Annotated in this window: 20 protein-coding genes and 1 pseudogene; 11 read left to right on the top strand and 10 right to left on the bottom strand. The window is 64.7% G+C overall.

The window, feature by feature from the left end:
• Window positions 1-23: 23 nt before the first annotated feature.
• The 4 genes and pseudogenes from VJ109_RS16410 to VJ109_RS16395 all read left to right on the top strand — a co-directional run bounded on the left by VJ109_RS16410 (window position 24) and on the right by VJ109_RS16395 (window position 4,354).
• Window positions 24-2,201 (top strand): CDC48 family AAA ATPase, encoded by a 2,178-nt coding sequence (locus VJ109_RS16410; protein ID WP_324760816.1) that lies wholly within the window; start codon window positions 24-26, stop codon window positions 2,199-2,201.
• Between the two features lie 97 nt (window positions 2,202-2,298).
• Window positions 2,299-2,658 carry an Ig-like domain-containing protein gene (locus VJ109_RS16405; RefSeq protein WP_324760815.1) on the top strand — a complete coding sequence of 120 codons (360 nt, stop codon included), beginning with the start codon at window positions 2,299-2,301 and terminating at the stop codon, window positions 2,656-2,658.
• Window positions 2,659-2,794: 136 nt separating this feature from the next.
• Window positions 2,795-3,208: pseudogene (locus VJ109_RS16400) on the top strand (thiol-disulfide oxidoreductase DCC family protein); the annotation flags it as partial.
• 84 nt (window positions 3,209-3,292) lie between these two features.
• Window positions 3,293-4,354 carry an ATP-binding protein gene (locus VJ109_RS16395; protein ID WP_324760814.1) on the top strand — a complete coding sequence of 354 codons (1,062 nt, stop codon included), beginning with the start codon at window positions 3,293-3,295 and terminating at the stop codon, window positions 4,352-4,354.
• Between the two features lie 9 nt (window positions 4,355-4,363).
• Here the strand turns inward: VJ109_RS16395 and VJ109_RS16390 are convergent, their stop codons facing one another.
• The 4 genes from VJ109_RS16390 to VJ109_RS16375 are packed head-to-tail and all read right to left on the bottom strand — an operon-like array spanning window position 4,364 to window position 10,083.
• Window positions 4,364-5,827: a sensor histidine kinase gene (locus VJ109_RS16390; protein ID WP_324760813.1), complete on the bottom strand. Its 1,464-nt coding sequence runs from the start codon at window positions 5,825-5,827 to the stop codon at window positions 4,364-4,366.
• Between the two features lie 32 nt (window positions 5,828-5,859).
• Window positions 5,860-7,734 (bottom strand): PAS domain-containing protein, encoded by a 1,875-nt coding sequence (locus VJ109_RS16385; RefSeq protein ID WP_324760812.1) that lies wholly within the window; start codon window positions 7,732-7,734, stop codon window positions 5,860-5,862.
• Window positions 7,734-9,191 (bottom strand): ATPase domain-containing protein, encoded by a 1,458-nt coding sequence (locus VJ109_RS16380; RefSeq protein ID WP_324760811.1) that lies wholly within the window; start codon window positions 9,189-9,191, stop codon window positions 7,734-7,736. Before VJ109_RS16380 ends, VJ109_RS16385 begins: the two co-directional genes overlap by 1 nt.
• Window positions 9,192-9,249: 58 nt before the next feature.
• Window positions 9,250-10,083, bottom strand: coding sequence for an aldo/keto reductase (locus tag VJ109_RS16375; RefSeq protein ID WP_324760810.1), 834 nt, complete (start codon window positions 10,081-10,083; stop codon window positions 9,250-9,252).
• A gap of 113 nt (window positions 10,084-10,196) precedes the next feature.
• On the opposite strand from VJ109_RS16375, the gene VJ109_RS16370 reads away from it, so the two are divergent.
• A complete protein-coding gene (locus tag VJ109_RS16370) occupies window positions 10,197-10,403 on the top strand; it encodes a hypothetical protein (RefSeq protein WP_324760809.1) in 207 nt (68 codons plus the stop codon).
• Between the two features lie 32 nt (window positions 10,404-10,435).
• Here VJ109_RS16370 and VJ109_RS16365 read toward each other — a convergent pair whose 3' ends face one another.
• Window positions 10,436-11,326 (bottom strand): alpha/beta fold hydrolase, encoded by an 891-nt coding sequence (locus VJ109_RS16365; RefSeq protein ID WP_324760808.1) that lies wholly within the window; start codon window positions 11,324-11,326, stop codon window positions 10,436-10,438.
• Between the two features lie 83 nt (window positions 11,327-11,409).
• Here VJ109_RS16365 and VJ109_RS16360 point away from each other — a divergent pair, with 83 nt between their 5' ends.
• Window positions 11,410-12,051, top strand: coding sequence for a helix-turn-helix domain-containing protein (locus VJ109_RS16360; protein ID WP_324760807.1), 642 nt, complete (start codon window positions 11,410-11,412; stop codon window positions 12,049-12,051).
• A gap of 20 nt (window positions 12,052-12,071) precedes the next feature.
• Here VJ109_RS16360 and VJ109_RS16355 read toward each other — a convergent pair whose 3' ends face one another.
• Window positions 12,072-12,713: a type IV pilin domain-containing protein gene (locus VJ109_RS16355; protein WP_324760806.1), complete on the bottom strand. Its 642-nt coding sequence runs from the start codon at window positions 12,711-12,713 to the stop codon at window positions 12,072-12,074.
• Window positions 12,714-12,894: 181 nt separating this feature from the next.
• On the opposite strand from VJ109_RS16355, the gene VJ109_RS16350 reads away from it, so the two are divergent.
• Complete coding sequence (locus tag VJ109_RS16350; protein ID WP_324760805.1) at window positions 12,895-15,177, top strand: nitric-oxide reductase large subunit; 2,283 nt, start codon at window positions 12,895-12,897, stop codon at window positions 15,175-15,177.
• 705 nt (window positions 15,178-15,882) lie between these two features.
• Here VJ109_RS16350 and VJ109_RS16345 read toward each other — a convergent pair.
• Window positions 15,883-16,386, bottom strand: coding sequence for an amphi-Trp domain-containing protein (locus tag VJ109_RS16345; RefSeq protein WP_324760804.1), 504 nt, complete (start codon window positions 16,384-16,386; stop codon window positions 15,883-15,885).
• A gap of 175 nt (window positions 16,387-16,561) precedes the next feature.
• Here VJ109_RS16345 and VJ109_RS16340 point away from each other — a divergent pair, with 175 nt between their 5' ends.
• Entirely contained in the window at window positions 16,562-17,311 is a 750-nt protein-coding gene (locus tag VJ109_RS16340; RefSeq protein ID WP_324760803.1) for a helix-turn-helix domain-containing protein, read from the top strand.
• A 60-nt stretch (window positions 17,312-17,371) separates the two neighbouring features.
• Complete coding sequence (locus tag VJ109_RS16335) at window positions 17,372-19,738, top strand: heavy metal translocating P-type ATPase (protein WP_324760802.1); 2,367 nt, start codon at window positions 17,372-17,374, stop codon at window positions 19,736-19,738.
• Between the two features lie 241 nt (window positions 19,739-19,979).
• Here the strand turns inward: VJ109_RS16335 and VJ109_RS16330 are convergent, their stop codons facing one another.
• From VJ109_RS16330 to VJ109_RS16320, 3 genes are all read right to left on the bottom strand, one after another.
• Entirely contained in the window at window positions 19,980-21,215 is a 1,236-nt protein-coding gene (locus VJ109_RS16330) for an FAD-dependent monooxygenase (RefSeq protein ID WP_324760801.1), read from the bottom strand.
• A gap of 132 nt (window positions 21,216-21,347) precedes the next feature.
• The gene (locus tag VJ109_RS16325; RefSeq protein WP_324760800.1) at window positions 21,348-21,668 is read right to left on the bottom strand and encodes a hypothetical protein; all 321 of its coding nucleotides are present in this window, start codon (window positions 21,666-21,668) and stop codon (window positions 21,348-21,350) included.
• 52 nt (window positions 21,669-21,720) lie between these two features.
• A complete protein-coding gene (locus VJ109_RS16320; RefSeq protein WP_324760799.1) occupies window positions 21,721-23,046 on the bottom strand; it encodes a CoA-binding protein in 1,326 nt (441 codons plus the stop codon).
• A 174-nt stretch (window positions 23,047-23,220) separates the two neighbouring features.
• On the opposite strand from VJ109_RS16320, the gene VJ109_RS16315 reads away from it, so the two are divergent.
• Both VJ109_RS16315 and VJ109_RS16310 read left to right on the top strand, forming a co-directional pair.
• Complete coding sequence (locus VJ109_RS16315; protein ID WP_324760798.1) at window positions 23,221-23,664, top strand: MaoC family dehydratase; 444 nt, start codon at window positions 23,221-23,223, stop codon at window positions 23,662-23,664.
• Between the two features lie 137 nt (window positions 23,665-23,801).
• Entirely contained in the window at window positions 23,802-25,154 is a 1,353-nt protein-coding gene (locus VJ109_RS16310) for a methyl-accepting chemotaxis protein (RefSeq protein ID WP_324760797.1), read from the top strand.
• The last annotated feature ends 1 nt before the right edge of the window (window position 25,155 follow it).

Here is a 25,155-nt window from a genome sequence, read left to right as displayed (position 1 = left end):
TGCAGACTGGACGGCCACTCAGTATGAGATTACTTGTCAAACCTCTCGATAGGCAGAGCGCGGGGAAGGGTATCGCAGCGATCGATCAGGAGGCGATGTCGGAACTCGGGATCGAACCCGGCGATTTCGTCACCATCGAAGGCGAAGACGGAACCGCAGTCGCCCGTGCCCGGCCCGGACAGGCCGGCGAGCGACAGCGTGGGATCGTCGGTATCGACGGACAGACACGCAAGACAATCGGGGCACGGCTCGATCAACTGGTTTCGGTCGCGGAAGCCGACGTGGAGCCAGCACGCACGCTGTCGATCGCACTCCCCGACGGACTCCAGATCCGTGGCAACCTCGCTCCGTATCTCCGCAAGAAACTCGTCAACCGCGCGGTCCAGGCGGGACAGACCGTCCCGCTGGCACTCGGACTCGGCTCGGTGATGGGCCGTGCGAACCGCCGGATTCCGATCCGCATCGTCGGCACTGATCCCGAGGGGACCGTGATCGTCACGCAGTCGACCGACGTCGAAGTCGTCGAGCAGTCGGCCGAAGCCGTCGATGCCGACCGCGGCGCCGAGACGGCCGACGGCTCGGAACCGCCGAGTGTCACCTACGAGGACGTCGGTGGCCTCAACGACGAACTCGACCAGGTCCGGGAGATGATCGAACTCCCGATGACCCATCCCGAGCTGTTCCAGGCACTCGGTATCGAGCCGCCACAGGGCGTCTTGCTCCACGGGCCGCCGGGGACCGGCAAGACGCTGATCGCGAAGGCGGTGGCCAACGAGATCGACGCCAACTTCTCGACGATCTCCGGCCCGGAGATCATGTCGAAATACCACGGCGAAAGCGAGGAACGCCTCCGTGAAGTCTTCGAGGAGGCCGGCGAGAACGAGCCGTCGATCATCTTCATCGACGAGATCGACTCCATTGCCCCGAAGCGAGACGACACGCAGGGCGAGGTCGAACGCCGGGTCGTCGCGCAGTTGCTCTCCCTGATGGACGGACTCGAAGACCGCGGCCAGGTAACCGTCATCGGGACGACCAACCGCGTCGACTCGATCGACAACGCACTCAGGCGAGGCGGCCGGTTCGACCGCGAGATCGAGATCGGCGCCCCCGACACCGAGGGCCGTCACGAGGTCCTCCAGATCCACACCCGCGAGATGCCCATCGCCGAGGACGTCGACCTCCAGCAGTACGCCGACAACACGCACGGCTTCGTCGGGGCGGACCTCGAAAGCCTCGTCCGTGAGGCGGCGATGAACGCGCTTCGCCGAGTCCGCCCGGATCTCGACCTCGAAGGCGACGAGATCAGCGCCGAGACCCTCGAAACGCTCGAAGTCACCGAGAGCGACCTCCGGTCGGCGCTCCGGGAGATCGATCCCAGCGCGCTCCGGGAGGTCTTCGTCGAGAAACCCGATGTCACGTGGGACGACGTGGGCGGCCTCGCGGAGACGAAAGAGCGGCTGCAGGAGGCCATCGAGTGGCCCCTCGCCTATCCTGACGCGTACAAGCAAGTCGATCTGCAGTCGACAAAAGGTATCCTCCTCCATGGACCGCCCGGGACCGGGAAGACCCTCCTGGCGAAGGCCGTCGCGAACGAAGCACAGTCGAACTTCATCTCGGTGAAGGGGCCGGAGCTGTTCGACAAGTACGTCGGCGAGAGCGAGAAGGGCGTCCGGGAGATCTTCGAGAAGGCACGCTCGAACGCACCGACGGTGATCTTCTTCGACGAGATCGACGCTATCGCGAGCAAGCGCGGCAGCGGTGGCGGGGACAATCAGGTCGGCGAACGCGTCGTCTCGCAGTTGCTGACCGAACTCGACGGGCTCGAAGAACTGGAGGACGTCGTCGTGATCGCGGCCACGAACCGGCCGGACCTCATCGACGACGCGTTGACCCGTGCCGGCCGGATCGAACGGAAGATCGAGGTCGGTGTGCCCGACGAGGAGACCCGACGCGAGATTCTGACGATCCACACGCGAAAACGGCCGCTGGCCGACGACGTTGATCTCGATGCACTCGCCGCCGAGATGGACGGACTCGTGGGCGCCGACGTGGCAGCCATGTGTCGCGGTGCGGCGACCGCCGCCGTCCGTGAACACGTCCGGTCACAGTCCGGCGACGAACCGACAGCCGTCGAAGACATCGTCCTGACACAGGCGCACTTCGAGTCGGCACTCGAAGAGATCACCGCCGACGGCGAGTGATCCCCGACTGCGAAAGGCCATCCGCGCCCAGTCGGATGCTCAAATCAGTCTTGAACCGTTAGCCGACTATAAGTCCGCGCTGTCCGTTCTCCACAGTATGCCCGGATTGCCCTCCATCAACGTCTCGGGTAGTCGCCTGCTTCTCGGATCGACCACGGAGTGGCGCCGACGCCGCGAGGATCTGTCCGTCCACAACGACAGTTCGGAGACGGCCCACGAGGTCCGGATCACCGTCAGGGACGACGGCGGTGTCTGCCACGAGGAGACGTACCGACTCAATCCCGGCCAGAGCGGCTGTTCGCTGGACTTGCTCTCAGATGGCCGTTACACTGTCGCGGTGACACTGGAGAACGACACGGAGACCACTGCAACAGTCTTCGTCGGCGACACCCCGGCCCGGACGATCGTCGTGAGGCTCACCGACGACGACGTGACAATCGAGCAGGGCCACGAGTAGCAAGACGGTGCCTCCCGACGACCGACGGGCTGGTATCGCCGGCCCCGCCACTCCACCGCTGCCTGCTGGCACCGTCGGAATAAAGGGGCTGAACCACCAACATCCGGCTATCTCAGAGACAGACGACTCCCGCTCGGTGGCCCAGGCCAGCGACGAGGATCACGGCCCAGTCCTCCTGTTCGACGGCGTGTGTAACCTCTGTAACTGGCTCGTCCAGACGATCGTCCCCCGGGACCCCGAGGGTCGGATCAGTTTCGCGTCACTGCAATCGGAGTACGGGACGTGGGTCCGAACGTCTCACGGCCTTTCGACGGACTCGCTCGACTCCGTCGTCCTCGTCGACGGCGAGCAGATCTACACGAAGTCACGGGCCGTCATCAGAGTCCTGGAACTGCTCGGATGGCCCTACCGGCTCGCTACCGTCGGCCGACTCGTCCCCGTCCGGATCAGCGATTTCGTCTACGATCTCGTCGCCGACCGTCGCTACGAGTGGTTCGGCCGGAAAGACCAGTGTATGATCCCCGACGACGACATCAGTGACCGGTTCGTCGGCGACATCGATTCTCCCCGGTCTCGGTCGGGATCGCAGGACGGTTCCACAACAGCTAAGCAGGATTGACTTATTCGTTGAAATATGTCCTCCGGCTCTTTCCGGTCTTCCTCGCCAGCCCTTATCGCCGGAGTCGGTGTGTTGTTGCTCGTCGCTGCCATCGTCCATCATATTACGGAACTGTTAGTTCTCGACACCGCCGTGGGGCCGATCGCTGCGCTGGTGTTGGATGTCCCCGCAGCGGTGGGACTGACTTACGCCGGATACTGGTTGTCGCGGACTCCCCTCGATCAACGCGAACGCTGGACGGTGTGTGTCTGGTGTTTCGCCGGTGTCATCCTGTTCGTCGCCGTCATCGGGGCGACGCTGGGTATCCAGTTCATCGAAGGGCGGACGGTCTCCGAACCCGGCTTCTCGCTGTTGATCGCTGCCGAGGCCGGTGGCGTCGCCGGCTTTCTGGGGGGCTACTACAACGCCCGTGCTCGGGCGAGCGCACGCCGTGCCACCACGGCCAGAAACGCGCTCGGGTTCGTCAACGAACTCATCCGACACGACCTCCGGAACGACCTGAACGTGATCCACGGACACGCGGACCTGCTCGCCGACGCCGACCGGAAAACGAACGAACCGGGTGATCCAGCGATCGTCCGTGAGAAGTCCATGGAGGCCCTGACCCGGATCGAGACCAGTCGCGCGATCGCTTCGACGCTCCTCCACGACCCGGAGCTCGATCCCGTCGATGTCGTCCCGATCGTCCGTGAGATAACGACCCAGTTCGACGACGCTTTCCAGGCGACGGTCACGATCGATCTCCCGGAGTCGGCGGTCGTCTCGGCGAATGCCGGTATTCGCTCGGTGCTGGACAATCTCGTCGAGAACGCGATCGAACACAACGACTCGGCCGAGCCGAGAGTCGAGGTAACAGTCCACAACGAGCCGGAGACAGTCACGATTACGGTCGCCGACAACGGCCCGGGGATCGACTCGGTGGGCCAAGAACAGCTGTTGAACGCCAGTACCGCCACCGGTGGCGGCGGTCTCTCACTTGCCGCGACGCTCGTGGAGAACTTCGGCGGCGCGCTCGACGTTACCGAGTCGACGTTGGGCGGGACCGCTGTCGAGGTGACCCTGCCGACCGCCGAGTGAAGCGACGGCTCACACCCCAGTCCTTGCTGCAGTCGCGAGCGGTAGTCTAACGACGAACTCGGCGCCCTCCGTGCCGTCGGTGACCTGGACTTCGCCGCCGTACTTCTCGACGAGGCTATCGACGAGGTACAGCCCCAGCCCGGTTCCGGAACTCTCCAGGCCCTTTTCGCCGCGGCCGAAGATTTCGGTTTTGCGTTCGTCCGGGACGCCCGGCCCGTTGTCGGCGATCCGCACCTCGGCGAAGTCGTCGTCGATTGTCGTGGTGACGGTCACTCTGGGGACCTCCGAATCGTTGTGCTGGATGCCGTTCGCGATGATGTTCCGGAAGACCGACGAGAGCATCTCGTCCGCGACGACTTCCGCCTCCGGGATGGTGTCGGCGATAGTGACGACTGCCCTGTCGTATGCCGACCCTACCTCGTCGACCTGTGCTTCCAGGGCGGGGCGAAGCGACATCGCCGTCAGCTCCTCGTCGCCGCTCAACATCGTCTCGGTCAGGTCCCGGGCTTGCCGCGTGAGGTCGACGACGTGTTTGCCGCTTTCGGTGAGGCGTTCGAGGTACTGCTGTCCCTCCTCGTCGACGTACCCGCGCAACACGTCGGCCATTCCCAGGATGACCTGCATGTCGTTTCGGATGTCGTGGCGGGTGACCTGGTTCAGTATCTCCAGGTTCCGTGTCTGCTCGCGGAGTTCGGTTTCACGGCGTTGTTGGAGCGTCACGTCCTGAATAACACCGACGATCCCACTGAACTCGTCCCCGTCGTAGCCGCGCCGCTCGACGACGATATCCCGGTTCTCGTCGGCCAGTTCGATCGTCAACTCCAGTTGTTCGGTGCCACCAGTGGCGAGCAACTGCGCGTCGGTGGTATCACAGACCTCCGCGAGATCCGGGCGGAACTCCGCGGTTCGCTTGCCGATGATCGCGTCCCGGTCCCGCTCGACAAACGACACGAACTCGTCGTTACAGACCACGTATCGACCGTCAGCGTCCTTGAGAAACGTGGGGTTCTGGACACAGTCGATGACGGCGGCCAACCGTGCGTCGGCGTGTCGGCGGGTGATCAGTTCCTCCCGGAACAGATCGACAAACGGGGTCTCCCGTGCCCTGTCGGTGGCTCTATTCGCCGCCTCGATCGACGACGCGACGCGGGCCGGGCCTCCGTTGGGCGGATCGCGTTCGACGTACCCGACGGCACCGGCTTCCAGGCTATCGACGACCGTCTCGGGCGCCGTCTCGCTCCCCGCGATCAGAAGCACCGCTCCGGCACCGCTGGCGTCGAGTTCCTCGACGATCGCCGGGACCTCGACCGCCAACGTCGCGAGATCCAGGACGGCGATATCGATGTCGATCCCGGTACCGACGATGTCGTCGACCGTCTCGGCCTGTCCGAGTTCGATCTCCGTGACGTGCGCGTGAATCCGGTCGACGTACTCCTCGTCGTGACTGAAAACGACTGCTTGGCACCCCTCCATAGTCCGTACACGTTCCAGCGACCGCAGAACCGTCAATGTGTCTGTCGGCTCTCCGTCTCTGCGTCCCGTTGGAACGAGAGGATCACCACGCCACCGCCCTCGGTGTTTTCGAGCGACACCCAGCCGCCAGCGTTCTCGACAGCCCACTTGACGAGCCAGAGTCGGATTCCCTGTGTGTGTTCCAGCGGCGTCTCGCTTCCTGCCTCCAGCGCACTGAGGGCGATCTCCGAGAACTCCATGCCGGGGACCTCCACCCGAACTCGAACTGTGTCGTTCGACGGATCGTCGACGATCCGTACGGCGAACCGGCCCGACGGACGTTCCCACCCGTCGACAGCGCGCTCGACGAGCTGTTCGAGACAGAGTTCTAGTTGCGGTGGACAGCGCGCCCTCGCGGTCCTCGGCCCGTCGACCGAGAACTCGATGTCCGGATACTCCGTCCGGAGCGCCGAGACTGCCGACCGAACGAGTGTCGGCACGTCGAGTGGATCGCTCGATTTCTCGGGGTTTCGCCCGATCTCGAACTGTCTGACGGTATCGACGATGTCCAACAGATCGTCCGACGCGGCTTGGATCGCTCCGGCGCTATCCGCCAGCGCTGACGGGTCCAGCTCGTCGGCGTGGGTCGTGACGTATTCCGCCTGGCCTGAGATGACCGTCAACCGGTTCCGGAGGTTGTGCCGGAGGACTCGATCCAGTACGGTCAGTCGGCCCTGTTGTTCGCGGATCGCGGAGATGTCACGCGCGATCGCGATAATCTGGTCGCCGTCGCGCTCCGAGACGGATTCGTGTTCGAACTTCACCTGAAACGTCCGCTTCTGGCCTGTCGGAACCGAAAGCGACAGTTCCCGTTCCTGGGTCTGGCCCGTCTCGACGACGATCCGACAGGCTCGACGGACGATGGCGGCAAGCTCTGTGGGGAGGTGGTCCGCTAAAACGGTCGGCTCCGGACCGCCGAACCCGGCTCCGAACACGTCTGTCGCGGCGCCGTTGGCGTGGATCACCGTCGTATCCGCACGCAACACGACGACCGGATCGCTGACGGACTCGAAGACGTGTTCGTACTGTTCGAGCAACTGCTTGCGTTCGATCTCTTCGGTCACGTCCCGCTGGAACCCGAGGAAGTGTGTCACCGTCCCGCTACCGTCGTAGACCGGGACGATATCCAGTTGGTTCCAGAACGGCTCACCGCTTTTCCGGTAGTTCCGGATGACGACGGAGACCGGTTCCCGGGCCTCCAGCGCCTCGCGCAGTTGCGTCACCGTCGTCTCGTCGGTCCCGTCCCCCTGGAGAAACCGACAGTTCCGCCCCAACACCTCCGGTAGCGAGTAACCGGTCAGATCGACGAACCCACGGTTGACGTAGATCAGGGGGTCCTCCTCGGCACGCGCATCGGCGATACTGATGCCGATGTCCGCGTTGTCCATCGCGCGGCTGTACAGTTCGAGGCGCTCCCAGCGGCGTGCAGCGACCAGCGAGTACTGACGGATGGCCATCAGTCCGTCGACGTGTGAGCGGATCGCACGTTTCGATGCCGGTATCTGGATGATCCCGTCGATCACGTCACCGAACTCCCCCGCGTGTTGGGACCAGGGGTCGGACACGCTGTCGGGAACCAACAGCAAGACCGGCGCCATCGCCGGCTGCTCGGACCGTTTCCAGTCACGGAGCCGTGTGCGACAGTCTTCGAGTTGACCGACGCCGACCACACAGATATCCGTTCCCTCGGAGATTCCGTCCTCGACGCGTCGCAGTTCGTACTCCGAGAGCGTCTCGGTCAGAAGCTGCCGATCACGCCCGTCCGGGACGGCTACTGTGACTGTGATCGCTCCTCGTTCGGGGAGCGGAATTTCGCCAGCCCCCCTGCCACCACTCGCAAGCCGGTTTGGCGAGCGGTCGTCGGCCATCAGTCTCCCTCGTCGGCCCGTCTGGGCACGCCGGTCAGCACGCCCTGATAACCCGCCACCGAGGGACCGACGGTGAGCCCGTCGGCGCCGATCTCTACGTTCCGGATCGTCCGCTCGAAGTCACCGTATCGTTTCTTGAGGACGCCGATGACCTTCTGGATCTCCCCGTCGATCTCGACGTACCGGAGGAAGACGATGTTGTCGGCGAGGTAGCTGATCTGGTCCTTCGTGGCGGTCAGATCACCGGTGACGGTCGAGGCCTCGTCGAGGAGAATCGTCGTCACGCCCATCCGTTTGAGGTATCGACACAGCGCGTGGAGTTCCCGGGTGAGTTGGGTCTCCGAATCGCCGCCACGCAGGGCGAGCCGGTACCCCGAGATCCCGTCGATAACGACCATCCCGACGCCGTCTTCTTCGACACCGTCTCTGACCATCGCGGCGAACTCGTCGGGACTCTGTGTGAGCGATTCGATCTCGGTCAGCAGTAACTGGTCTCGTGCGACCAACTCGTCAAGGTCGAGGTCGAGTTGTCGCGCCCGATACTGGAAATCAGCGGCGAGTTCCTCGAAGAGGAACCCCTGTGGACGGTCGCCGCGCTGGGCCGCCGCCCGCAGGAACACGGTCGCGAGCGTCGACTTCCCGACGCCCGAGGGTCCGGAGATCACTGTCACGGACCCACGCTGGATTCCGCCACCCAGGAGGCCGTCCAGCGATTCGATCCCGGAGCCGACCTGTTCCCGCGAGCGCTCGTCCTGGTGGTCGCCGGGGACTAACTCCGGATAGACGTGGCCGCCAGCCCCCGAGCGGATGCGGTACGTGTGTCTGCCACTGGCGTAGTCCGAGCCGCGGAACTTCGTGACCTCCAGACTCCGGTGATTCGTCGTCCGGCGAATCTCGATCGACGCGTCGCCGAGAAACTGGATGTCCCGCTCTTCGTTCTCGCTCGTCGCCTGTGCAGTACAGACTGTCGTGATCGATCGCTCTTTGAGTGCGTTGACGAGCGAGGAGATATGGCGCCGAAACTGATACTCGTCGGGCAGGAGCGCACGGAGCTCGGTCAGCGGGTCGATCACCAGTCTGTCGGGCGATTCGCGGTCGATCGCGTCCCCGATCTTCCCGATGAGATCCGTCCCCTCGGCCTCGTCGGGCGAGAGGAGGGAGTACCCCTGTTCGGTGAAAAACCGCGATCCCGATTCGCTGAGGTCCAGAATCGTACTGCTCGAAAGATCGATTCCCAGGGTCGCGGCGTTGCGCTGGAGATCGTCCGCTCGCTCCTCGAATCCGACGTACAGTCCCGACTCGCCGGCAGCGAGGAACTGCAGTGCGAGCACTGTCTTGCCGGTCCCTGGCCCTCCGTTGACGATCGTCGTCTGCCCACGGAGGAATCCGCCGTGTAACACGGCGTCCAGGCCGGGCGTTCCGGACGGGACCCGCTCTCGCTCGACCGAATCTACCATATGGATATGAGGGCCGCAAGCAATGATAAAACCTCCCGCCGTGCTGAAACACCGGCCGTTACAGCGGGAACGACCGGACGAGTTTCGGGAGTTGGTTGCGGAGTCGACGACCGATGCTGCCGGTCCGATCCTGGATTCGCTGCATCTCCGCCCGGGACAGCGAGAAGTCGAAGACGTCGAGGTTCGCCTCCAGGTGGTCCCGGCTGCGGGCTTTCGGGATCGCGACGACCCCCTCCTGTTGGACCAGCCACCTGAGCGCGACCTGGGCCGGGCTCTTGCCGTAGCCGTCCCCGATGCTGTCGAGGATCGGGTCGTCGAGCACGTCGCCCCGTGCGAGCGGACTGTAGGCCGTCAGCGCGAGGTCGTTGTCGGCGCAGTACTCCCGGAGGTCCCGCTGGTCCTTGTAGGGATGGTACTCGACCTGATCGGCGACGATCGGGATATCGACTGCTCGCCGAGCCCGGGCCAGTTGCGATCGGGTGAAGTTGCTGACGCCGACGTGCTCGACCACCCCCTCGGCCCGGAGGTCGGCCATCGCGCCCAGCGTCTCCCCGACGGGGACCCGCGGGTGGGGCCAGTGGATCAACAACAGATCGACGGAGTCGAGCCCCAGTCGGTCCAGGCTCGCCCGTGCCGCCCGCCGGACGTCGTCGGCACGGAGGTTCGACCGCCATACCTTCGTCGTCACGAACACGTCGTCGCGGTCGACGGCGGACGCCTCGATCGCGTCCCCGACTGCCGCCTCGTTCCCGTAGTACTCCGCGGTGTCGACGTGTCTGTAGCCCAGTTCCAGGGCAGTTCGCACGGCCTCCCGACACTCCCCGTCGTCCATCTGGAAGGTCCCTACACCGAGTGCCGGAACGTCGGCGTTCCCGGCCGAGACGTCGTGCATAGCGGCGGTACGGAACGGAGCGAGGAGTAAGTGACGCCGCCGATTGGCGTCGCTCAGTCGCCGTTTGAGCGAAAGCCGGCTTTAGGGGGACCGCGCGTTTCGTCGCTAGTACCATGACGAGTTCCCTCCACGCCCTCCGTGCCGTCGCCCTCGCCGCGATCGATCTGGTCGTCGGCGCCGTGCTCTTCGGCGTCACGACCTCGCCGATCGGTCTGCTGGTGATCGCTGTCGGTCTACTGGTCCTCTCACACGTCGCCTACACCGGCGTCAGCCAGCTCCGCACGATCACTGCAGGGACCGAGCGACCGGGCGCGGGGTGACCGTCACCAGGGATGCACTGAGTGGCGTCCCATCACTGCGTACAGGCAGCGAGAACGCGTTCCCGAGCGCGAAGCAGCGTCGTGAGGTGATCGGTGTCGTCGACGTGGAGTTCGGCACCAGGGATCGTGTCGGCCAAGCGTCTGGCAGCCGCCAGCGGAACGTTCGTGTCCAACTCCCCGTGAAAGAGCCTGACGGGCGATTCGACGGCTGCCACGTCGAACTCCCAGGGATCGGCGAGTAGCCCTGCCTCAGTTACCGCGCCGCTCCGGGTTCGCTCGATGGCGGCGACGAACTCCTCGCGGACGAGTTCTTCCTCGGCCTCACTGAGCGCCGGCCCCTCCGCGGTCGTGTACTGTGAGACGACGAACGACGGCGGGAGGACACGTGCCAGGCGGCCAGTGGCGGCAAACGCCCCGGCCAGGAGCCACCCAGCGTGGGTCCCGAGAACGCCCAGGAACCGCTGGACGGCCGGCGGTTCCTCCTGCAGGCTCGGTGGCACCGCACCGGAGAGGACCGCAACACGGTCGACACGCTCCGGCCGTGTCCTCGCCAGCGCGAGTGCGTGGGGACTACCGCCGGAGAACCCCGCGACCGTCGCCGTATCGACGCCGGCATCGTCCAGCACTGGGAGCGCGAACGCCGCGGTATCGTCGAGCCGACGGTCGGGCCAGGCGCTCGATCGGCCGTAGCCGGGTCGATCGAGCGCGATCACCCGAACGGACTCCCGGCTGGCGGGGCCGTCGAAGAGCGCACCGACGAGGCGTGACCCCGGCGTGCCGTGGAACAGAAGTAGCGGTGTGCCATCGGCGTCGCCGTACTCGGCGTAGGCCACGTGACGGTCGCCACCGATCGGGACGCGGGACACCCGCGTCGCTCCGTCACGCTCACGGTCTGGTTCAAGGGCCGTAGCGCTCACTTGCATCGCCTGTCGCTACCGCCCCTCGATACGAATGTCCTCTGGCGGATGCATCCGGTTATTTATATACAAGCGACGATCGGGCGGCTGTGCAACGCGTCGAGTTCGCCGTCACGTATCCGCCGGATCGAAGGCATCCACTCCACCACGCCGTCGAGACGACTGCGGGCGTCTCGCGCGCCGAACTGCTGATGTGGGGGCCGACGGGCCGGATCACGTCGCTATTGTGGCTCGATTGCCCGCCGGACCGGGCGGAAGACCTGCTCGATGCGGTCGATTCCACGACGAGGGAACTGATCGGGGAGGGAGCGGGCACCTACGCGTTTCTCGAACAGGACCACTACGAACTCGATACGGGCGTGCTGGCTGTCGTTGCCGACGCACGCGTCATCTTCCTCCCGCCGGTCGTCTTCCAGGAAGCGGGAGCGGCGACGGTCGAAGCCGTGGGAAGTCGGGCCGCACTGGGGGAGTTCTACGAGGCACTGGACGAGCGTGTCCCGACGACGATCCGGCGGGTCCGCCCCTTCGAGCGGGGACAGGCGACCGGCGTTCTCACCGATCGCCAGCGTGCAGCCCTCGATGCGGCGTCGGCGGTCGGCTACTACGAGATACCCAGAACCGGTAGTGTCGCCGACGTGGCGACCGAACTCGACTGCGCCCACAGCACCGCCGGCGAACTCCTCCGGAAGGCCGAGGCCGCGCTCGTCGCCGCCGCCGTCGAGGACGGTTGAACAGCCACCGGGTCGCTCTCTCACCCATCACAGCCTGTCCCCGGGGCGACCGTCCCTTCGTCGATGATCGCCGTCGCCTCTTGGCCACGCCAGATGACCGTGATCGGATCACAGGGTTCGAGAACGTCGACTGCCTTCGGAGCGTTCCGTTCCTGGATGACGAGTCGCTGGCCGGCCGTGACGTTTTCCTCCCATTCGTTGACCACACCGGGGTCAGAGCCGTCCCCGTCGCCCGGTGGTCCGCCACGGGTGTCTGCCGGTGCGATCGACGGGGGCTTGTTGAGGTCGTTGAACTCGTCGTCGCTGATTTCGACGATCAGGCCTTTCACGTCGGTCGACGGCGAGGCGTTGTTGCTCTCGCTGTCGGCAGTATCGTTGAACACTGTCGTCCCGCCGACGACGACTTCCAGGCGCGTCCGTCGAAGTCGGTCGCCGCCGCCGTGTGTGATGACGACCGAGTCGTTTTTTGCCACGCCGTCACCGAAGTAGCGGGATTCGAACTCGATGTCGGCCGTCGGGGCGACCGACGAGACACTGTCACCGAACGAGAACGCGAGCACCGTCAGGAGCGTTCCGACGAGGACGACTACGCCGACCATGAGGACCACACCGATCAGTGACGAGACGCCCCGATCTCTCCATGGAACATACGAACCACCCATCGGCTGCGTTACTACCACTGTGAGTATCCATCCAAATAATAGTTCCTGGACCGACAATTTTGGCCCAGATCTAGTTCCGGTCCGGAACGCTCGCCCCCGTATCGAACATGTTCGCGTACCCGCCCGGCGACTGGGAACCCGGTAGGCACTTTTGGAGTGTCCGTATCGAACCACCGCCTGTATGGAAGTACAACGCAAGACGATCGCGAAATTCATCGCCGCCGCCTTCGTCCTCAACCTCGTCGTCATGGGGGCAGGGGCCTGGTTCGCCTACCAGGAGGCCCCGCCGATCCCCGACGAGATCACCGGTCCGGACGGGGCGACCGTCGTCACGGACGAACAGATCAGAGACGGGAAGAAGGCATTCCAGCGGGACGGGCTGATGAACCACGGGTCGATCCTGGGCAACGGCGCGTACTACGGCGCGGACTACACTGCCGACACGCTGGATCTGAAGACCGAGTACATGCGCCAGTACTACGCCCGTGAGCGCTACGGCGACGACTACACGGCCCTGGAAAGCAGCGAGCAAGCCGCGATCGACGACGTCGTCAGACAGGACTTAGACGACAAGTACGACGGCGGCGACATCCAGTACTCCGCCGCGGAACTGTTCGCCCACAAGCAGGTCCGGGAAGAATACGTCGAGCGCTACCACGAAGGTAGCCACGAGCGCGGGGTCCCGGTCGAGATGATCGACTCCGAGGCCGACGCCAGGAAGTTCGCGGACTTCGCTCTCTGGACGGCCTGGTTCTCCCACACCGACCGGCCAGACGGTGACCACTCCTACACCAACGAGTGGCCCTACGCGCCCGGTGCAGGCAACGACGCCACCGCCGCCGCGATGACCTGGAGCGTCATCGCGATGGTCCTGCTGGTCGGCGCCGCCGGCTTCGGGATCTGGCTCTACCGGTCGGTCGAACTCCCGGAACCCTCCGCCGACGGGCTCTCGGTGCCCGAACCGAGCGAGGTAGAGATCTTCCCCAGCCAGCGGGCGGCACTGCGGTTCATCCCCGTCGCGGCCGGACTGTTCCTCGCACAGGTGTTACTGGGCGGGTTACTGGCGCACTTCTACATCGAACGGGCCGGCTTCTTCGGTATCGAGGAGATCTTCGGCGTCCACATCCTCCAGATGCTGCCCTTTGCTATCGCCAAGACCTGGCACATCGACCTGGGGATCCTCTGGATCGCCGCGACCTGGCTCGGCGCCGGGCTCTTCCTCCCGCCCCTGCTGACCGGCCACGAGCCCAAGCGGCAGTCGACGTACATCGACGGCCTGCTGGGTGCCATCGTCGTCGTGACCGTCGGCGGCCTCGGCGGCATCTGGCTCGGTTCGCACGGCTACTTCGGCGACCTCTGGTGGGTCTTCGGCAACGAAGGGCTGGAGTACCTCGAAGTCGGGAAAATCTGGCAGGTCGGACTGCTCGCCGGCTTCGGGATCTGGGCAGTGCTGTCGATCCGCGGTCTCAAGCCGCTGCTCGACGAGGAGCCCGTCTTCGGGCTCGGCCACATGATCCTCTATGCGGGGGGTTCCATCGCCCTGCTGTTCACCGCCGGGTTCCTCTTCACCCCCGACACCAACATCGCCGTCACGGAGTTCTGGCGCTGGTGGGTCGTCCACATGTGGGTCGAAGGCGCCTTCGAGTTCTTCATCGTCGCCATCGTCGGACTGACGCTGGTGTCGATGAACCTCCTCTCCCGGCGCAGCGCCGAGAAGGCCGTCATGCTGCAGGCGCTGCTCGTGATGGGGACCGGCGTCATCGGCGTCTCGCACCACTACTGGTGGGTCGGGATGCCCGACATGTGGATCCCTATCGGGAGCGCCTTCTCTACCCTGGAGCTGATCCCGCTCGTATTCATCCTCTACGAGGCGCTGGGCCAGTACCAGGCGATGTCCGAGAGCGGCGGGTTCCCCTACAAACTCCCGTTCATGTTCATCATCGCCAGCGGCGTCTGGAACTTCGTGGGCGCCGGCGTGCTCGGCTTCTTCATCAACCTCCCGCTGATCAACTACTACGAGCACGGGACCTACCTTACCGTCGGCCACGCCCACGCCGCGATGTTCGGTGCCTTCGGTTTCCTCGCGCTGGGGATGGTCAGCTACATGCTCCAACTGTCGATCCAGCCGCGCCGCTGGGACGCCTCCTGGCTCCGCGCGGCCTTCTGGTGTTGGAACGTCGGCCTCGCGCTGATGGTGTTCGTCTCCGTCCTGCCGGTTGGGTTCCTGCAACTGGAGACGGCGTTCACCCAGAGCTACGACGCCGCGCGCAGCCTGGCGTTCTACAACCAACCGATCGTCCAGACGCTGTTCTGGGCGCGACTCCCCGGTGATACGCTGATCATCCTGGGGACGGTCATCTACGCCGCAGACCTGGTCCGCAAGCGGTTCGTGCTCAGGCAGTCCGCGGACGATCCGAGCGTCGACGACGTCGCCGTCGCAGACGGCGTGCTCAACGACGACTGAACTCGCTGGCCGGACATTCGACCGGTATCGTTCGTCCCGCGGTTCGAGACACCGTACTGGCGGTTTCGAACGAACCGCACGATAAAACGGGCTCGCCGCTCTCCCCAATAGTTTCTTGAAGGTACTTACCGAAATAATACCTTCGGACGCCGCACCTCTCGCTGAACTCGGCATTCGATTCCGTGGGCTCTCACGCGTCGCGAGAAGTCGATCGGAGGGAACCCGACGCGGACGCCGATCCGTTATTCGGTCGGTTCTTCGTCGTTCCCGCCACGGCGGCGGAGACCGATGACGACGATAGCGACGATAGCGACGATCGCGATGAGTTTTGTTCGATTCATCGTGGATTGGCGTTCCCCCGTCTCGGATATAAAGATTTGCGTGGGTGGGGGTCGGACAGCGCAGAACCGCCTCACGATCGGTACGCGCCTGTCGACTCGGACCTCTCGTGGAGTGTTCACACACCTCTATCGATGTGTACAGTGGCCTGGTATCGCCGGGTAAACCGACTGAGACGGGACAACTGCCGGTCCGTTCTCTCTCGCACGGCATCCCGTTTACATCCCTGTCCCCCGGAACGCCAGCGACGAGTGTGCGTCTCAGAAAGCGAACCGCAAGCTCACTCTGCCGTCGTCGAACTACGACGGCAGGGCCGATCCGAACGGAATTCCGGCTTCGATCGCCTGTCGGGGCTCGGACTGACCATTACTCCGTGAACTCCCCGTTGACCGCTGCTTCCGGCGAATTCGCCATCACACTCCGGAGCCCTTTCAGGGCGTTGTGCTTACGCGTGTACCCTTGCCCGCCGGTCGCGATGATGTTCCCGTTGTGGTGGCGGAGCCGCCAGCGCCACGTGTCGTCACGAGCCTGGTAGACCTCGAACCGGGCCAGCGACTGTGAGCCATCGGCCGCTCCCACGGGTGTTGGTTCTTCGGCCGTCTCCTCGGAAGCGGGCTCGGCGGACGAGACAGCGGCCGTATCGCTCGATACGGACCACTCTAGCTCCAGTTCCAGACTCGCACCGTCGTCCTCGGTTTCGAATTCGATCTCCAGGGTGAGTTCCTCCGGCGTTTCCACGGTCACAGCGCCCGTCTCGTCACCTAACCGAACGGCACCTGTCCGGAGCCCGTCAGCCACACCGTGCAATACCGACGCGATCTCCGCACGACTGCCGGTCAGCTCGGTTTCGTATTCGTCTCGTTGTGACACAGTACCATTCGTGTCGGTGAGATGATAAGGCTTCGCCTGCATCCGGTGTACCGCCGTCGACAGTGGCAGTGATTCCACCGACACCGCCAGCTGTGCCCGTTGCCACGCCGACAGTGACGATACAACCGGTTTCGGCGAGCCGATGGCTTATATCTCGCCGGCACCAAGACAGGCTATGCGCGAGCTGGTCTTCGCTCTCGAATACAAACCCGGCTGTAACCGGGTCGCTGACGCTCTCGCTGACCACCCCGACGCCCGCGTCCGCTCGCTCTCGCTGCACGCAACCGCCGAACGTCTCTGGCGGGTCGACCATGCGACCGGACCCCCGGCCGCAGTTGCGGCTATCGAAGAGGCCTTTCTCAACAGCGACTACTACGCCGACTGTCTCACAACCGAGGACTGCGGTGCCACCCAGACGACTCGCGTCCTCGACCGCACCGAAGACACGCTCGTCCTCTACTCCGACTGGGAGCGCACCCCGTCCTGTGCGTCTGTCCCGCATATCGCCCACGATCACCTCGGCGACGGCGTGTTGTTCGAGACTCGCCACGAGGGCCGTCACTACACGTGGCGACTCATCCATTCCGGTGCGGGTGACGTGGCGGCGTTTTTCGACGATCTCCAGGCTGCCGTCGGGGAGTGTGCACAGATGGAGATGCTCCGAACGGCGGAGACGGCGGCATCAGCAGGCGACAGAGACGGGGCGTCGACTGATCTGACTCCGGAGCAGGAAGCCGCACTCCGGGGCGCCGTCGAACACGGATACTACGAGTCCCCGCGTGCGGTCGATGTCGGTGAACTGGCCGAACACCTCGACGTACCACGGTCGACGCTCACGTATCGACTCCGACGGGCCGAAGAACACCTCGCGAAACAGCACGTCACCGGCGAGGGAGTGACCGAGGGGCCGTCACCACCGATCTGACGCCAGGGGTTGGAATATTCCAACAAAGGCTTATCGAACTAACACCCCTACCTCAGGGTAATGACCGACGGATCACACGAAGACGAGCGGGCGGGCGGCGACGGTCGACGCCGGGAGTTGACTGCCCGCCTCGTCGTCCCCGAAATGGATTGCCCCTCCTGTGCGCAGAAGGTCGACAAGAGCCTCCAGCGCGTCGACGGTGTCGTCGACACGACACTCCAGCCGACTACCGGCACAGCCACCGTCACCTACGATTCCGACCGGATCAGCGAGGCCGATGTCATCGAGGCGATCGAGGCCGCCGGGTACGAGGTCGCAGGTGGTTCGGGTACCGACGAAGACGAACGAGGGGAGACGGGCGATGGCGTCGACATCGCGCCGCCGTCGGAGATCTGGACGACGCCCCGCGCGAAGAAGACCTGGATCGGCGCAGTGTTTGTCGTCGTTGGGCTCCTCTTCGAGTTCCTCTTGTCGACACAGAACGTCGCGGTGGCGAATGTCCTCGACTATCCGCTTTCCATCGCGGACGTGCTGTTCCTGGCTGCCGTCGCCGCCAGCGGCATCCCTGTCGTCCGGAGCGGCTACTACTCGGCGAAAAACAGGAGTCTCGACATCGACCTACTGATGGGGACGGCGATCATCGCCGCGACCGGCATCGGCTACTTCGTCGAGGCTGCCACGCTTGCCGTCCTGTTCAGTATCGCCGAACTGCTCGAAGACTACGCGATGGATCGGGCGCGGGACTCCCTGCGTGAACTGATGGAACTGTCGCCCGACGAGGCCACCGTCCTCCGCGCGGGTGAGGAACTGGCAGTACCGGCCGGCGAGGTCGAAGTCGGCGAGACGGTCGTCGTCCGGCCCGGCGAGAAGATCCCGCTCGACGGGACGGTCCGCGAGGGCGAGAGTGCGGTCGACCAATCGCCGATCACGGGCGAGAGCGTCCCCGTGGACAAGGCCGCGGGCGACGAGGTGTACGCCGGGGCCATCAACGAGGAGGGCTATCTCGAAATCGAGGTCACGTCGACGGCGGGCGATTCGACGCTCTCACGGGTCATCGAGATGGTACAGGGCGCACAGGCAAACCGGACCGAGACCGAGCAGTTCGTCGACCGCTTTTCCGGGTACTACACGCCGGCCGTGGTCGTGCTGGCGATCCTGACTGCTGCCATCCCACCGCTGGTCATTGCCGATCCCGTGTCGGTCGAGTTTGCGGGATACGGGTTCGTCTTCGCCGGCGACTGGCAGACGTGGTTCGTCCACGGACTCACCCTGCTCGTGATCGCCTGTCCCTGTGCGTTCGTCATCTCGACGCCGGTCTCCGTCGTCTCGGGTATCACCAGCGCTGCCAAGAACGGTGTCCTGATCAAGGGCGGCAACTACCTCGAAGCGATGGGGGGAGTCGACGCCGTCGCCGTCGACAAGACGGGGACGCTCACGAAGGGGGAACTCGCCGTCACGGATGTCGTCTCACTCAACACGACCGACGACGACCTGCTCCGCTACGCTGCCGGACTGGAGCGCCGCAGCCAACACCCTATCGCCGCGGCCATCCTCGCCCGGGCCGACGAGGCGGGCATGGGTGACCTGCCCGAGCCGACGAGCTTCGAGAGCCTGACGGGCAAAGGCATCCGTGGGGAAATCGACGGTGAGACGTACTACGCGGGGAAGCCCGCACTCTTCGAGGAGTTAGGGTTCGATCTCTCTCTCGCGCGCCGTGAGACCGACGGTGGCGTCGTTGCAGAAGAGACGAGCCAGTCCGACAGCGGTGCATTCGCCGAGGATACCCTCGCCGCGCTGGAACGGGAGGGAAAGACGGTCGTCGTCGTCGGTACGGGATCGAAGGTACTGGGCGCCATCGCCATCGCCGACGAGGTGCGTCCCGCCTCGAAGCGGGCCGTCGAACGTCTCCACGAGCTCGGGGTCGAACGGGTCGTGATGCTGACCGGCGACAACGAGGGGACCGCCCGGGCGATCGCCGAGGCGGTCGGCGTCGACGAGTACCGCGCCGAACTCCTCCCGGACGAGAAGGTCGACGCGGTCGAGGCACTGCAATCCGAGTACGGTGCGGTGGCCATGGTCGGTGACGGAATCAACGACGCGCCGGCGCTGGCCACCGCAGAGGTCGGCGTCGCGATGGGCGCGGCCGGCACCGACACCGCACTGGAGACCGCCGACATCGCGCTGATGGGCGACGACATCGGGAAGCTACCGTACCTGTACGACCTGTCACACACCGCCAACGGCGTGATCCGACAGAGCATCTGGGTGAGTCTCGGCGTGAAGTTCCTGCTCGCACTCGGTGTCCCCCTGGGACTAGTGAGTGTCGCGCTGGCCGTCGTCGTCGGTGACATGGGAATGAGCCTCGGTGTGACTGGCAACGCGATGCGGCTCTCCCGAATTACGCCTGAGGAACTGAAATCACAGTAAACGGCTCTGGATCGAACCCTCTCACAGTTAGAACATCCCTCAAAACCGCATCTTTCTCGAATCGACTACGGTAGTGGTAAATTACGGAAGTAAATACGGCCAATACATCTCTTTAGAACCGAGAAAAACACTCTATCGGCTATAAGTAACGATGAAATGGCATCTCTATCTCCAGAACTCCAGAAAATGAGAGAGACGCGAGAACGGCACGGAGCTACTACCGGCGTCTTCCTCTCTGCGCTCAGTAGTTGCCGGTCGAGACGATCGGCGGCGCATCGTGTGGGCCGTAGGGCGCGTCGTCGAGGTACTCGCCGGCCGGTTCGAAGTAGTCGGCCAGCGAGGCGGCGGCCTCCTTGCGGAGGACGGTCGCGGGATTGTCCCCCTGGAGATACTCCAGGGCCTGCCCGGCCGCGTTCAGGTTGTATTCGGCGGCTTTCTCCCGTCGAGCCGCGTACAGTTCGACCTCGTCACGGGCCACGGCAGCACTCTGGGCGCGATAGGCGACAGCGATCGCCGAGGCCGCCTCGTCGGCGTCGGCGACCCCGGAGTTCATCCCGCGTGCGCCAAACGGCGCGAGGAGGTGGGCCGCTTCGCCGGCCAGCAGGACCCGTCGGTGATCGTCGACGAACGTATCCGCCATCACTTGGAGGAACTTGTAGCTGGACACCCACGTCAGGTTGTCGGCGTAGGCGTCGCCCATCACCGCGGTGACGAACTCCCGCATCTTCTCGTCGGTGACCAACTCGTCCGGGTCGTCGTCCTCGATACACTGGATGTCGAGGCGCCATCCGCCCGTGAACGGAACCAGCATGACGTTGCGGCCGCCGACACTCGGGTCGTCGTAGTGGAAGAGACGCTCCAGTGGCCACTGTTCGTCCTCGTCGTCGAGTTCGTCCACGTCGGCGATGATGAAGGAGTTCTTCGACTGGTCGCCCTCGAACTGTGCGCCGATCTCGTCGCGGACCGTCGAACCGCCGCCGTCCGCGCCGACGAGGTACGGTGTCTCCCACTCACGGCCGTCGGCCGTCTCGACGTGGACGCCGTCGGCGCTGCTCTCGACGGTTTCGACGGCAGCGTCCCAATGGATGTCGATACCGGCCTCGTCGAGTGCCTCGTGCATGTACTCCTCGGTGCGGACCTGCGGGACGCTGGTGAAGTGTGGGAACTTCCCGTCGCCACCGGGGTTCTCGTAGGTCCGCTTGAACACTTCCTTCCCTCGCCAGCAGGTCCGTCGGGTGGGCCAGACCAACCCCTCCTCGACGAGGTTCTCGCCCAGGCCCGGGTGGACCCGTTCGAGGGTGTGAAGTGTCGTGCCGTGGACGTAGATGGCGCGACTCCCTGACCGGTCGCGGTCCTCCGATTCCGCTTCGAGAATCGTCGCGGGCACACCGCGTGCGTTCAGCGCGAGGGCCGTGGTCATCCCGACTGGCCCCGCACCTGCAATCAACACTGGGCGTTCCGCATCAGTAGTGGTCATCGTGTCTACTCGATCCTTGTGACACGACCATCATAATTATTGTGGTGTTCCCGGGAAATCCGGGAATACAGACGCTATATCGGCGGAGACGCCCACGGCTATCGGGAGGAGCGGACGCCCCGTGAGGGCCACCTATAGGCCCAGTTGCGTCTCGACCCAGTGGTCCCTGGCCGCAAACACCATCGCCTCTTCGTCCTCGAACACCGTCGTCTCGGCGACGAACGCGTCCCAGCTCCCGTCGGGCACCAGCTCCAGTTCCGCGGCGTCCTCTGCGTCCGACGGACTGGCCGCGACCATCTCGTCGAAGATCTCGAAGTCGGTGTGTTCCTGCATGAACGGCTGGTCGAAGATCTCCTCGACGGGGATCTCCTCGTGTTCACCGACGACGTCACGCGGGTGCGGGAGGTCGTCGGCTTCAGCAGCCACTTCCGCTAAGTCGCTTTCTCGAACCATATAGTCGATGATGGACGATATCAACTAAACGTTTCTGGTGCCGTACGCGTGCCTACCGCGATGTTTCGGCGAGGACGGACGCGGCGTAGGCACCACGCTCGGGCGTATCGAACGTTGCGACACCGAGTTCTTCCAACCGTTCGCGGTCCTCGGTCAACGCGTCGTCCGGGCCGGCGACGGTGAAGACGACGGGTTTGTCGATGTCGGCCGTGAGCTGTTCGAGTTCCTCGACGGGGTACCCCAGCGAATGCTCGAAGATCTCGTAGACGAGGACGATGTCGACGTTGTCGTCCCGTCCCACGGCGTCGATGACGTCGCCGAACTCCGGCATCGGCCGGCCCGTATCGACAGGGTTCTGATCGTAGGTGAACCCCAGCAGGATCTCGTCGAGTCGTTCGCGGGTCTCCTCGGTCAGTTCGGGGAAGGTCACGCCGCGTTCCTGGAGGGAGTCCGCCATCATGATCCCCGGGCCGGCCTGTGCGGTGACGAGGCCGACGTTCGGGCCGTCCGCCTGCGGACACTGTGCGAGGACGCGACTCGCGTCGAGCAGTTCGGTCAACGAGTCGGCCATGACGGCACCCGCGTCCCTGAAGGCCTGTTCGTAGCGTTCGGACTCCTGTATCGGCGCCGCGGTGTGTGCCTGGACGAACTCCGCCATCCGGTCGCCCGACTTGAGCGCGGCGACGGGCGTCTCGGCCTCGTCGATCGCGTCGATCGCGGCGTCGATCTCGCTGGTCCCCTCGATGTGGAGCGCGATGGCCTCGGCCGCCGGGTCTTCGTCGAGCATCGGAACGACGTCGTCGAAGTCCGTGTTCACGCGGTTTCCGAGCCCGTACATCCCGGCGGTCCCGTACCCCTCGCGGTCCAACTGGAAGGTCGCAGTCACGCCGACACCCCCGCTCTGTGCGGCGATCGCGACGTCACCGGACTCGATCTCGTCGAACCCCGGGACGAAGGAACTGAACAGGTCCCGGTGTGGGATGATGTGTCCGGCGGTGTTCGGCCCGAGGACGGCGATGTCGTACTCGTCTGCAGTGTCCCGGATCTGGGCCTGGAGTTCTCTCCCGCGGTCACCCGACTCGGCGAAACCGCCGGCGAAGACGACGGCGGCACCGACACCGGCCGCCCCACACTCCTCGATGACCTCCGGGGTCGCCGGCCCGGGGACACAGCAGAGCGCGAGGTCCGCGTCGGTGTCGCCGACGGAGTCGACGAACTCGTAGCCGTAGACGGCTCCCTCGCCCGAGGGGTTGACGGGGTAGACCGGGCCGTCGAACTCCTTCGCGTTCGCCATCGCGTCGTTTCCGAGTTTCCCCGGTGTCTTCGACGCACCGATGACTGCGATGCTGTCCGGATCGAACAACGCTGTGAGACTCACACGTACGCTTCTCCAGTGGATTGAATATAATTTTCGACTGTGCAGTTCGGTCGCGGTCGTCTGCTCTGTTGAACAGGATGGCACACTGGAGGCTACGCGGCACTTCGGGGACACCCGAGGGACTAGCGGCGGCAGCACGTCGGTTTTTTGTCTATCCGTCGCGACCACACCAACATGCGCTTCTACGACGACATCCCGATCGGCGACGAGTCCCGTTCGGAGCCCTACCGGATCTCCCAATCCGAGATCATCGAGTTCGGCGAGAAGTACGACCCCCAGCCATTCCACACGGACCCGGAGGCGGCCGAAGACTCTGTTTTCGGTGGACTGGTCGCTTCGGGGTGGCAGACTGCCGCTCTCTGTATGCGTCTCCACGTCCAGAGCAGCGAGGAGACGGCGATCCAGGCCGGCGTCGGCATCGACGACCTCCGCTGGCACCGTCCGCTCCGGCCGGGTGATTCACTCCGACTCCGCAGCGAGATTATCGAGAAGCGTCCCTCCGAGAGTCGTGGCGATCGCGGGTTCGTGACGACCCGCCACGAGGGCGTGAACCAGGACGACGATCTGGTCATCTCCTACGAGGCGACCGCGATGGTCCGGCGGCGCAGCGACGAGTAGCCGTTCCCGGGCCGCCGAACAGGGTCATCGGGTTCGTGCTCTCCAAGACGATGCGGCACTAGTGCGACTGGTCACCCTCGACAAGTGTTAGTGTGTGGACAGTTACCTTTATCACAGATGATCCAACACGTCAGGGTATGTCAAAGACCGCCTCGGACGACGCGACACTTGATCCGCCCCTCCCGGAGGAAGCAGACGAGACCGAACGGCTCCGTGCCGAGCGTGACCACTGGCGTCACCTCTTCGACCAGTTGGTCGCGTCGTTCCCCGAACCGGTCATCGTCGTCGACGACGACGGGCGATTGACACACTGGAACGACGAGCAAGTGGAGTTTATCGGGACTCCGGCCGACGAGGCGCTGAACCGCCCGGCACACGAGGTGGTCGGAACCGACGACGTGACCGAGACCCTCGCGGAACAAGTCGCTAGAACCGGCGAGGCCGTCCGGGAGACCGATGTCAGATCGGGGACCCACGAGGACGGCACCGACTGGCACGTCCGAGCGACCGGTGTGCCACTGGTCGCTCCCGGTGGCGATGTCGTCGGCTGTTTCGAGTACGTCAGTCGCGTCACCGGACTCGTCGAACAGCGTGAGTCGATGCAAGAGGTCCAAGAACAGGTCCAGAGAGACATCGAGACATCTGTCAGTGATCTCGAATCCGCGTCCGCACAGGTGACCGAGAACGCCGAGGAGATCGCCGACATCGCGGAACAGGAGGCCGATAACATCGACGGTATCGACCAGGAGGTACAGACGCTCAGCGCGACGACCGAGGAAGTCGCGTCGAGCGTCGAGACGATCAGCACACAGAGCACCGAGACGGAGACGCTGGCCGAAGAATCCGAGACTGCGACTCGGGACCTCCTGGAAACGGTCGACGCCGTCACCGATGCGAGCGAGCAGATGGCGACGGACGCAACCGAGTTGGCCGAGCAGATCGACGAGATAGACGACGTGGTGGCGACGATCGACGACCTGGCCGAGCAGATCAACATGCTCGCGCTGAACGCCTCGATCGAAGCGGCGCGTGCCGGGGAGGCCGGCGCGGGGTTCGCCGTCGTCGCGGACGAGGTGAAGAACCTGGCCTCGGAGTCCCAGACCGAGGCCGACCGGATCGAGCGACTGATCGACAATATCTCCGCGATAGCGACTGAGACGGTCGATAGCGTCGAAGAGACGACCCGGCAAGTCGCGGACATCGAAACGGAGATCCGGGCGGTGAACGAGAACCAACAGCAGATACAGGACGCGATCACGGATATCTCGACTCAGTTGGGCCAGATCGCCGATGCGACCGACGACCAGGCGACAAGCGCCGAGGAGATCGCGGCAGTACTGGATCGAACCGTCGAGGGTGTCAAGCAGGTCGCCGAGGAGGTCGCCGAACTCGCATCGGCGAATCAGCGCCAGACCGCACAGATCCGGACGATTCGCGAGGGCGTGGAAGCCCTGGAGCAGAACCTCGACGAGGTCGTCGAGACGAACTGAC

The organism is Haloarcula montana (assembly GCF_035666295.1).
Classification (GTDB): domain Archaea; phylum Halobacteriota; class Halobacteria; order Halobacteriales; family Haloarculaceae; genus Haloarcula; species Haloarcula montana.
This window is presented reverse-complemented; position numbering and strand designations above follow the sequence as displayed.

Bases quoted from the DNA above. Each gene is read 5' to 3' on its own strand.
- VJ109_RS16410 (WP_324760816.1), top strand. From the start codon at position 24: ATGAGATTACTTGTCAAACCTCTCGATAGGCAGAGCGCGGGGAAGGGT.
- VJ109_RS16405 (WP_324760815.1), top strand. From the start codon at position 2,299: ATGCCCGGATTGCCCTCCATCAACGTCTCGGGTAGTCGCCTGCTTCTC.
- VJ109_RS16395 (WP_324760814.1), top strand. From the start codon at position 3,293: ATGTCCTCCGGCTCTTTCCGGTCTTCCTCGCCAGCCCTTATCGCCGGA.
- VJ109_RS16390 (WP_324760813.1), bottom strand. From the start codon at position 5,827: ATGGAGGGGTGCCAAGCAGTCGTTTTCAGTCACGACGAGGAGTACGTC.
- VJ109_RS16385 (WP_324760812.1), bottom strand. From the start codon at position 7,734: ATGGCCGACGACCGCTCGCCAAACCGGCTTGCGAGTGGTGGCAGGGGG.
- VJ109_RS16380 (WP_324760811.1), bottom strand. From the start codon at position 9,191: ATGGTAGATTCGGTCGAGCGAGAGCGGGTCCCGTCCGGAACGCCCGGC.
- VJ109_RS16375 (WP_324760810.1), bottom strand. From the start codon at position 10,083: ATGCACGACGTCTCGGCCGGGAACGCCGACGTTCCGGCACTCGGTGTA.
- VJ109_RS16370 (WP_324760809.1), top strand. From the start codon at position 10,197: ATGACGAGTTCCCTCCACGCCCTCCGTGCCGTCGCCCTCGCCGCGATC.
- VJ109_RS16365 (WP_324760808.1), bottom strand. From the start codon at position 11,326: ATGCAAGTGAGCGCTACGGCCCTTGAACCAGACCGTGAGCGTGACGGA.
- VJ109_RS16355 (WP_324760806.1), bottom strand. From the start codon at position 12,713: ATGGGTGGTTCGTATGTTCCATGGAGAGATCGGGGCGTCTCGTCACTG.
- VJ109_RS16350 (WP_324760805.1), top strand. From the start codon at position 12,895: ATGGAAGTACAACGCAAGACGATCGCGAAATTCATCGCCGCCGCCTTC.
- VJ109_RS16340 (WP_324760803.1), top strand. From the start codon at position 16,562: ATGCGCGAGCTGGTCTTCGCTCTCGAATACAAACCCGGCTGTAACCGG.
- VJ109_RS16335 (WP_324760802.1), top strand. From the start codon at position 17,372: ATGACCGACGGATCACACGAAGACGAGCGGGCGGGCGGCGACGGTCGA.
- VJ109_RS16330 (WP_324760801.1), bottom strand. From the start codon at position 21,215: ATGACCACTACTGATGCGGAACGCCCAGTGTTGATTGCAGGTGCGGGG.
- VJ109_RS16325 (WP_324760800.1), bottom strand. From the start codon at position 21,668: ATGGTTCGAGAAAGCGACTTAGCGGAAGTGGCTGCTGAAGCCGACGAC.
- VJ109_RS16315 (WP_324760798.1), top strand. From the start codon at position 23,221: ATGCGCTTCTACGACGACATCCCGATCGGCGACGAGTCCCGTTCGGAG.
- VJ109_RS16310 (WP_324760797.1), top strand. From the start codon at position 23,802: ATGTCAAAGACCGCCTCGGACGACGCGACACTTGATCCGCCCCTCCCG.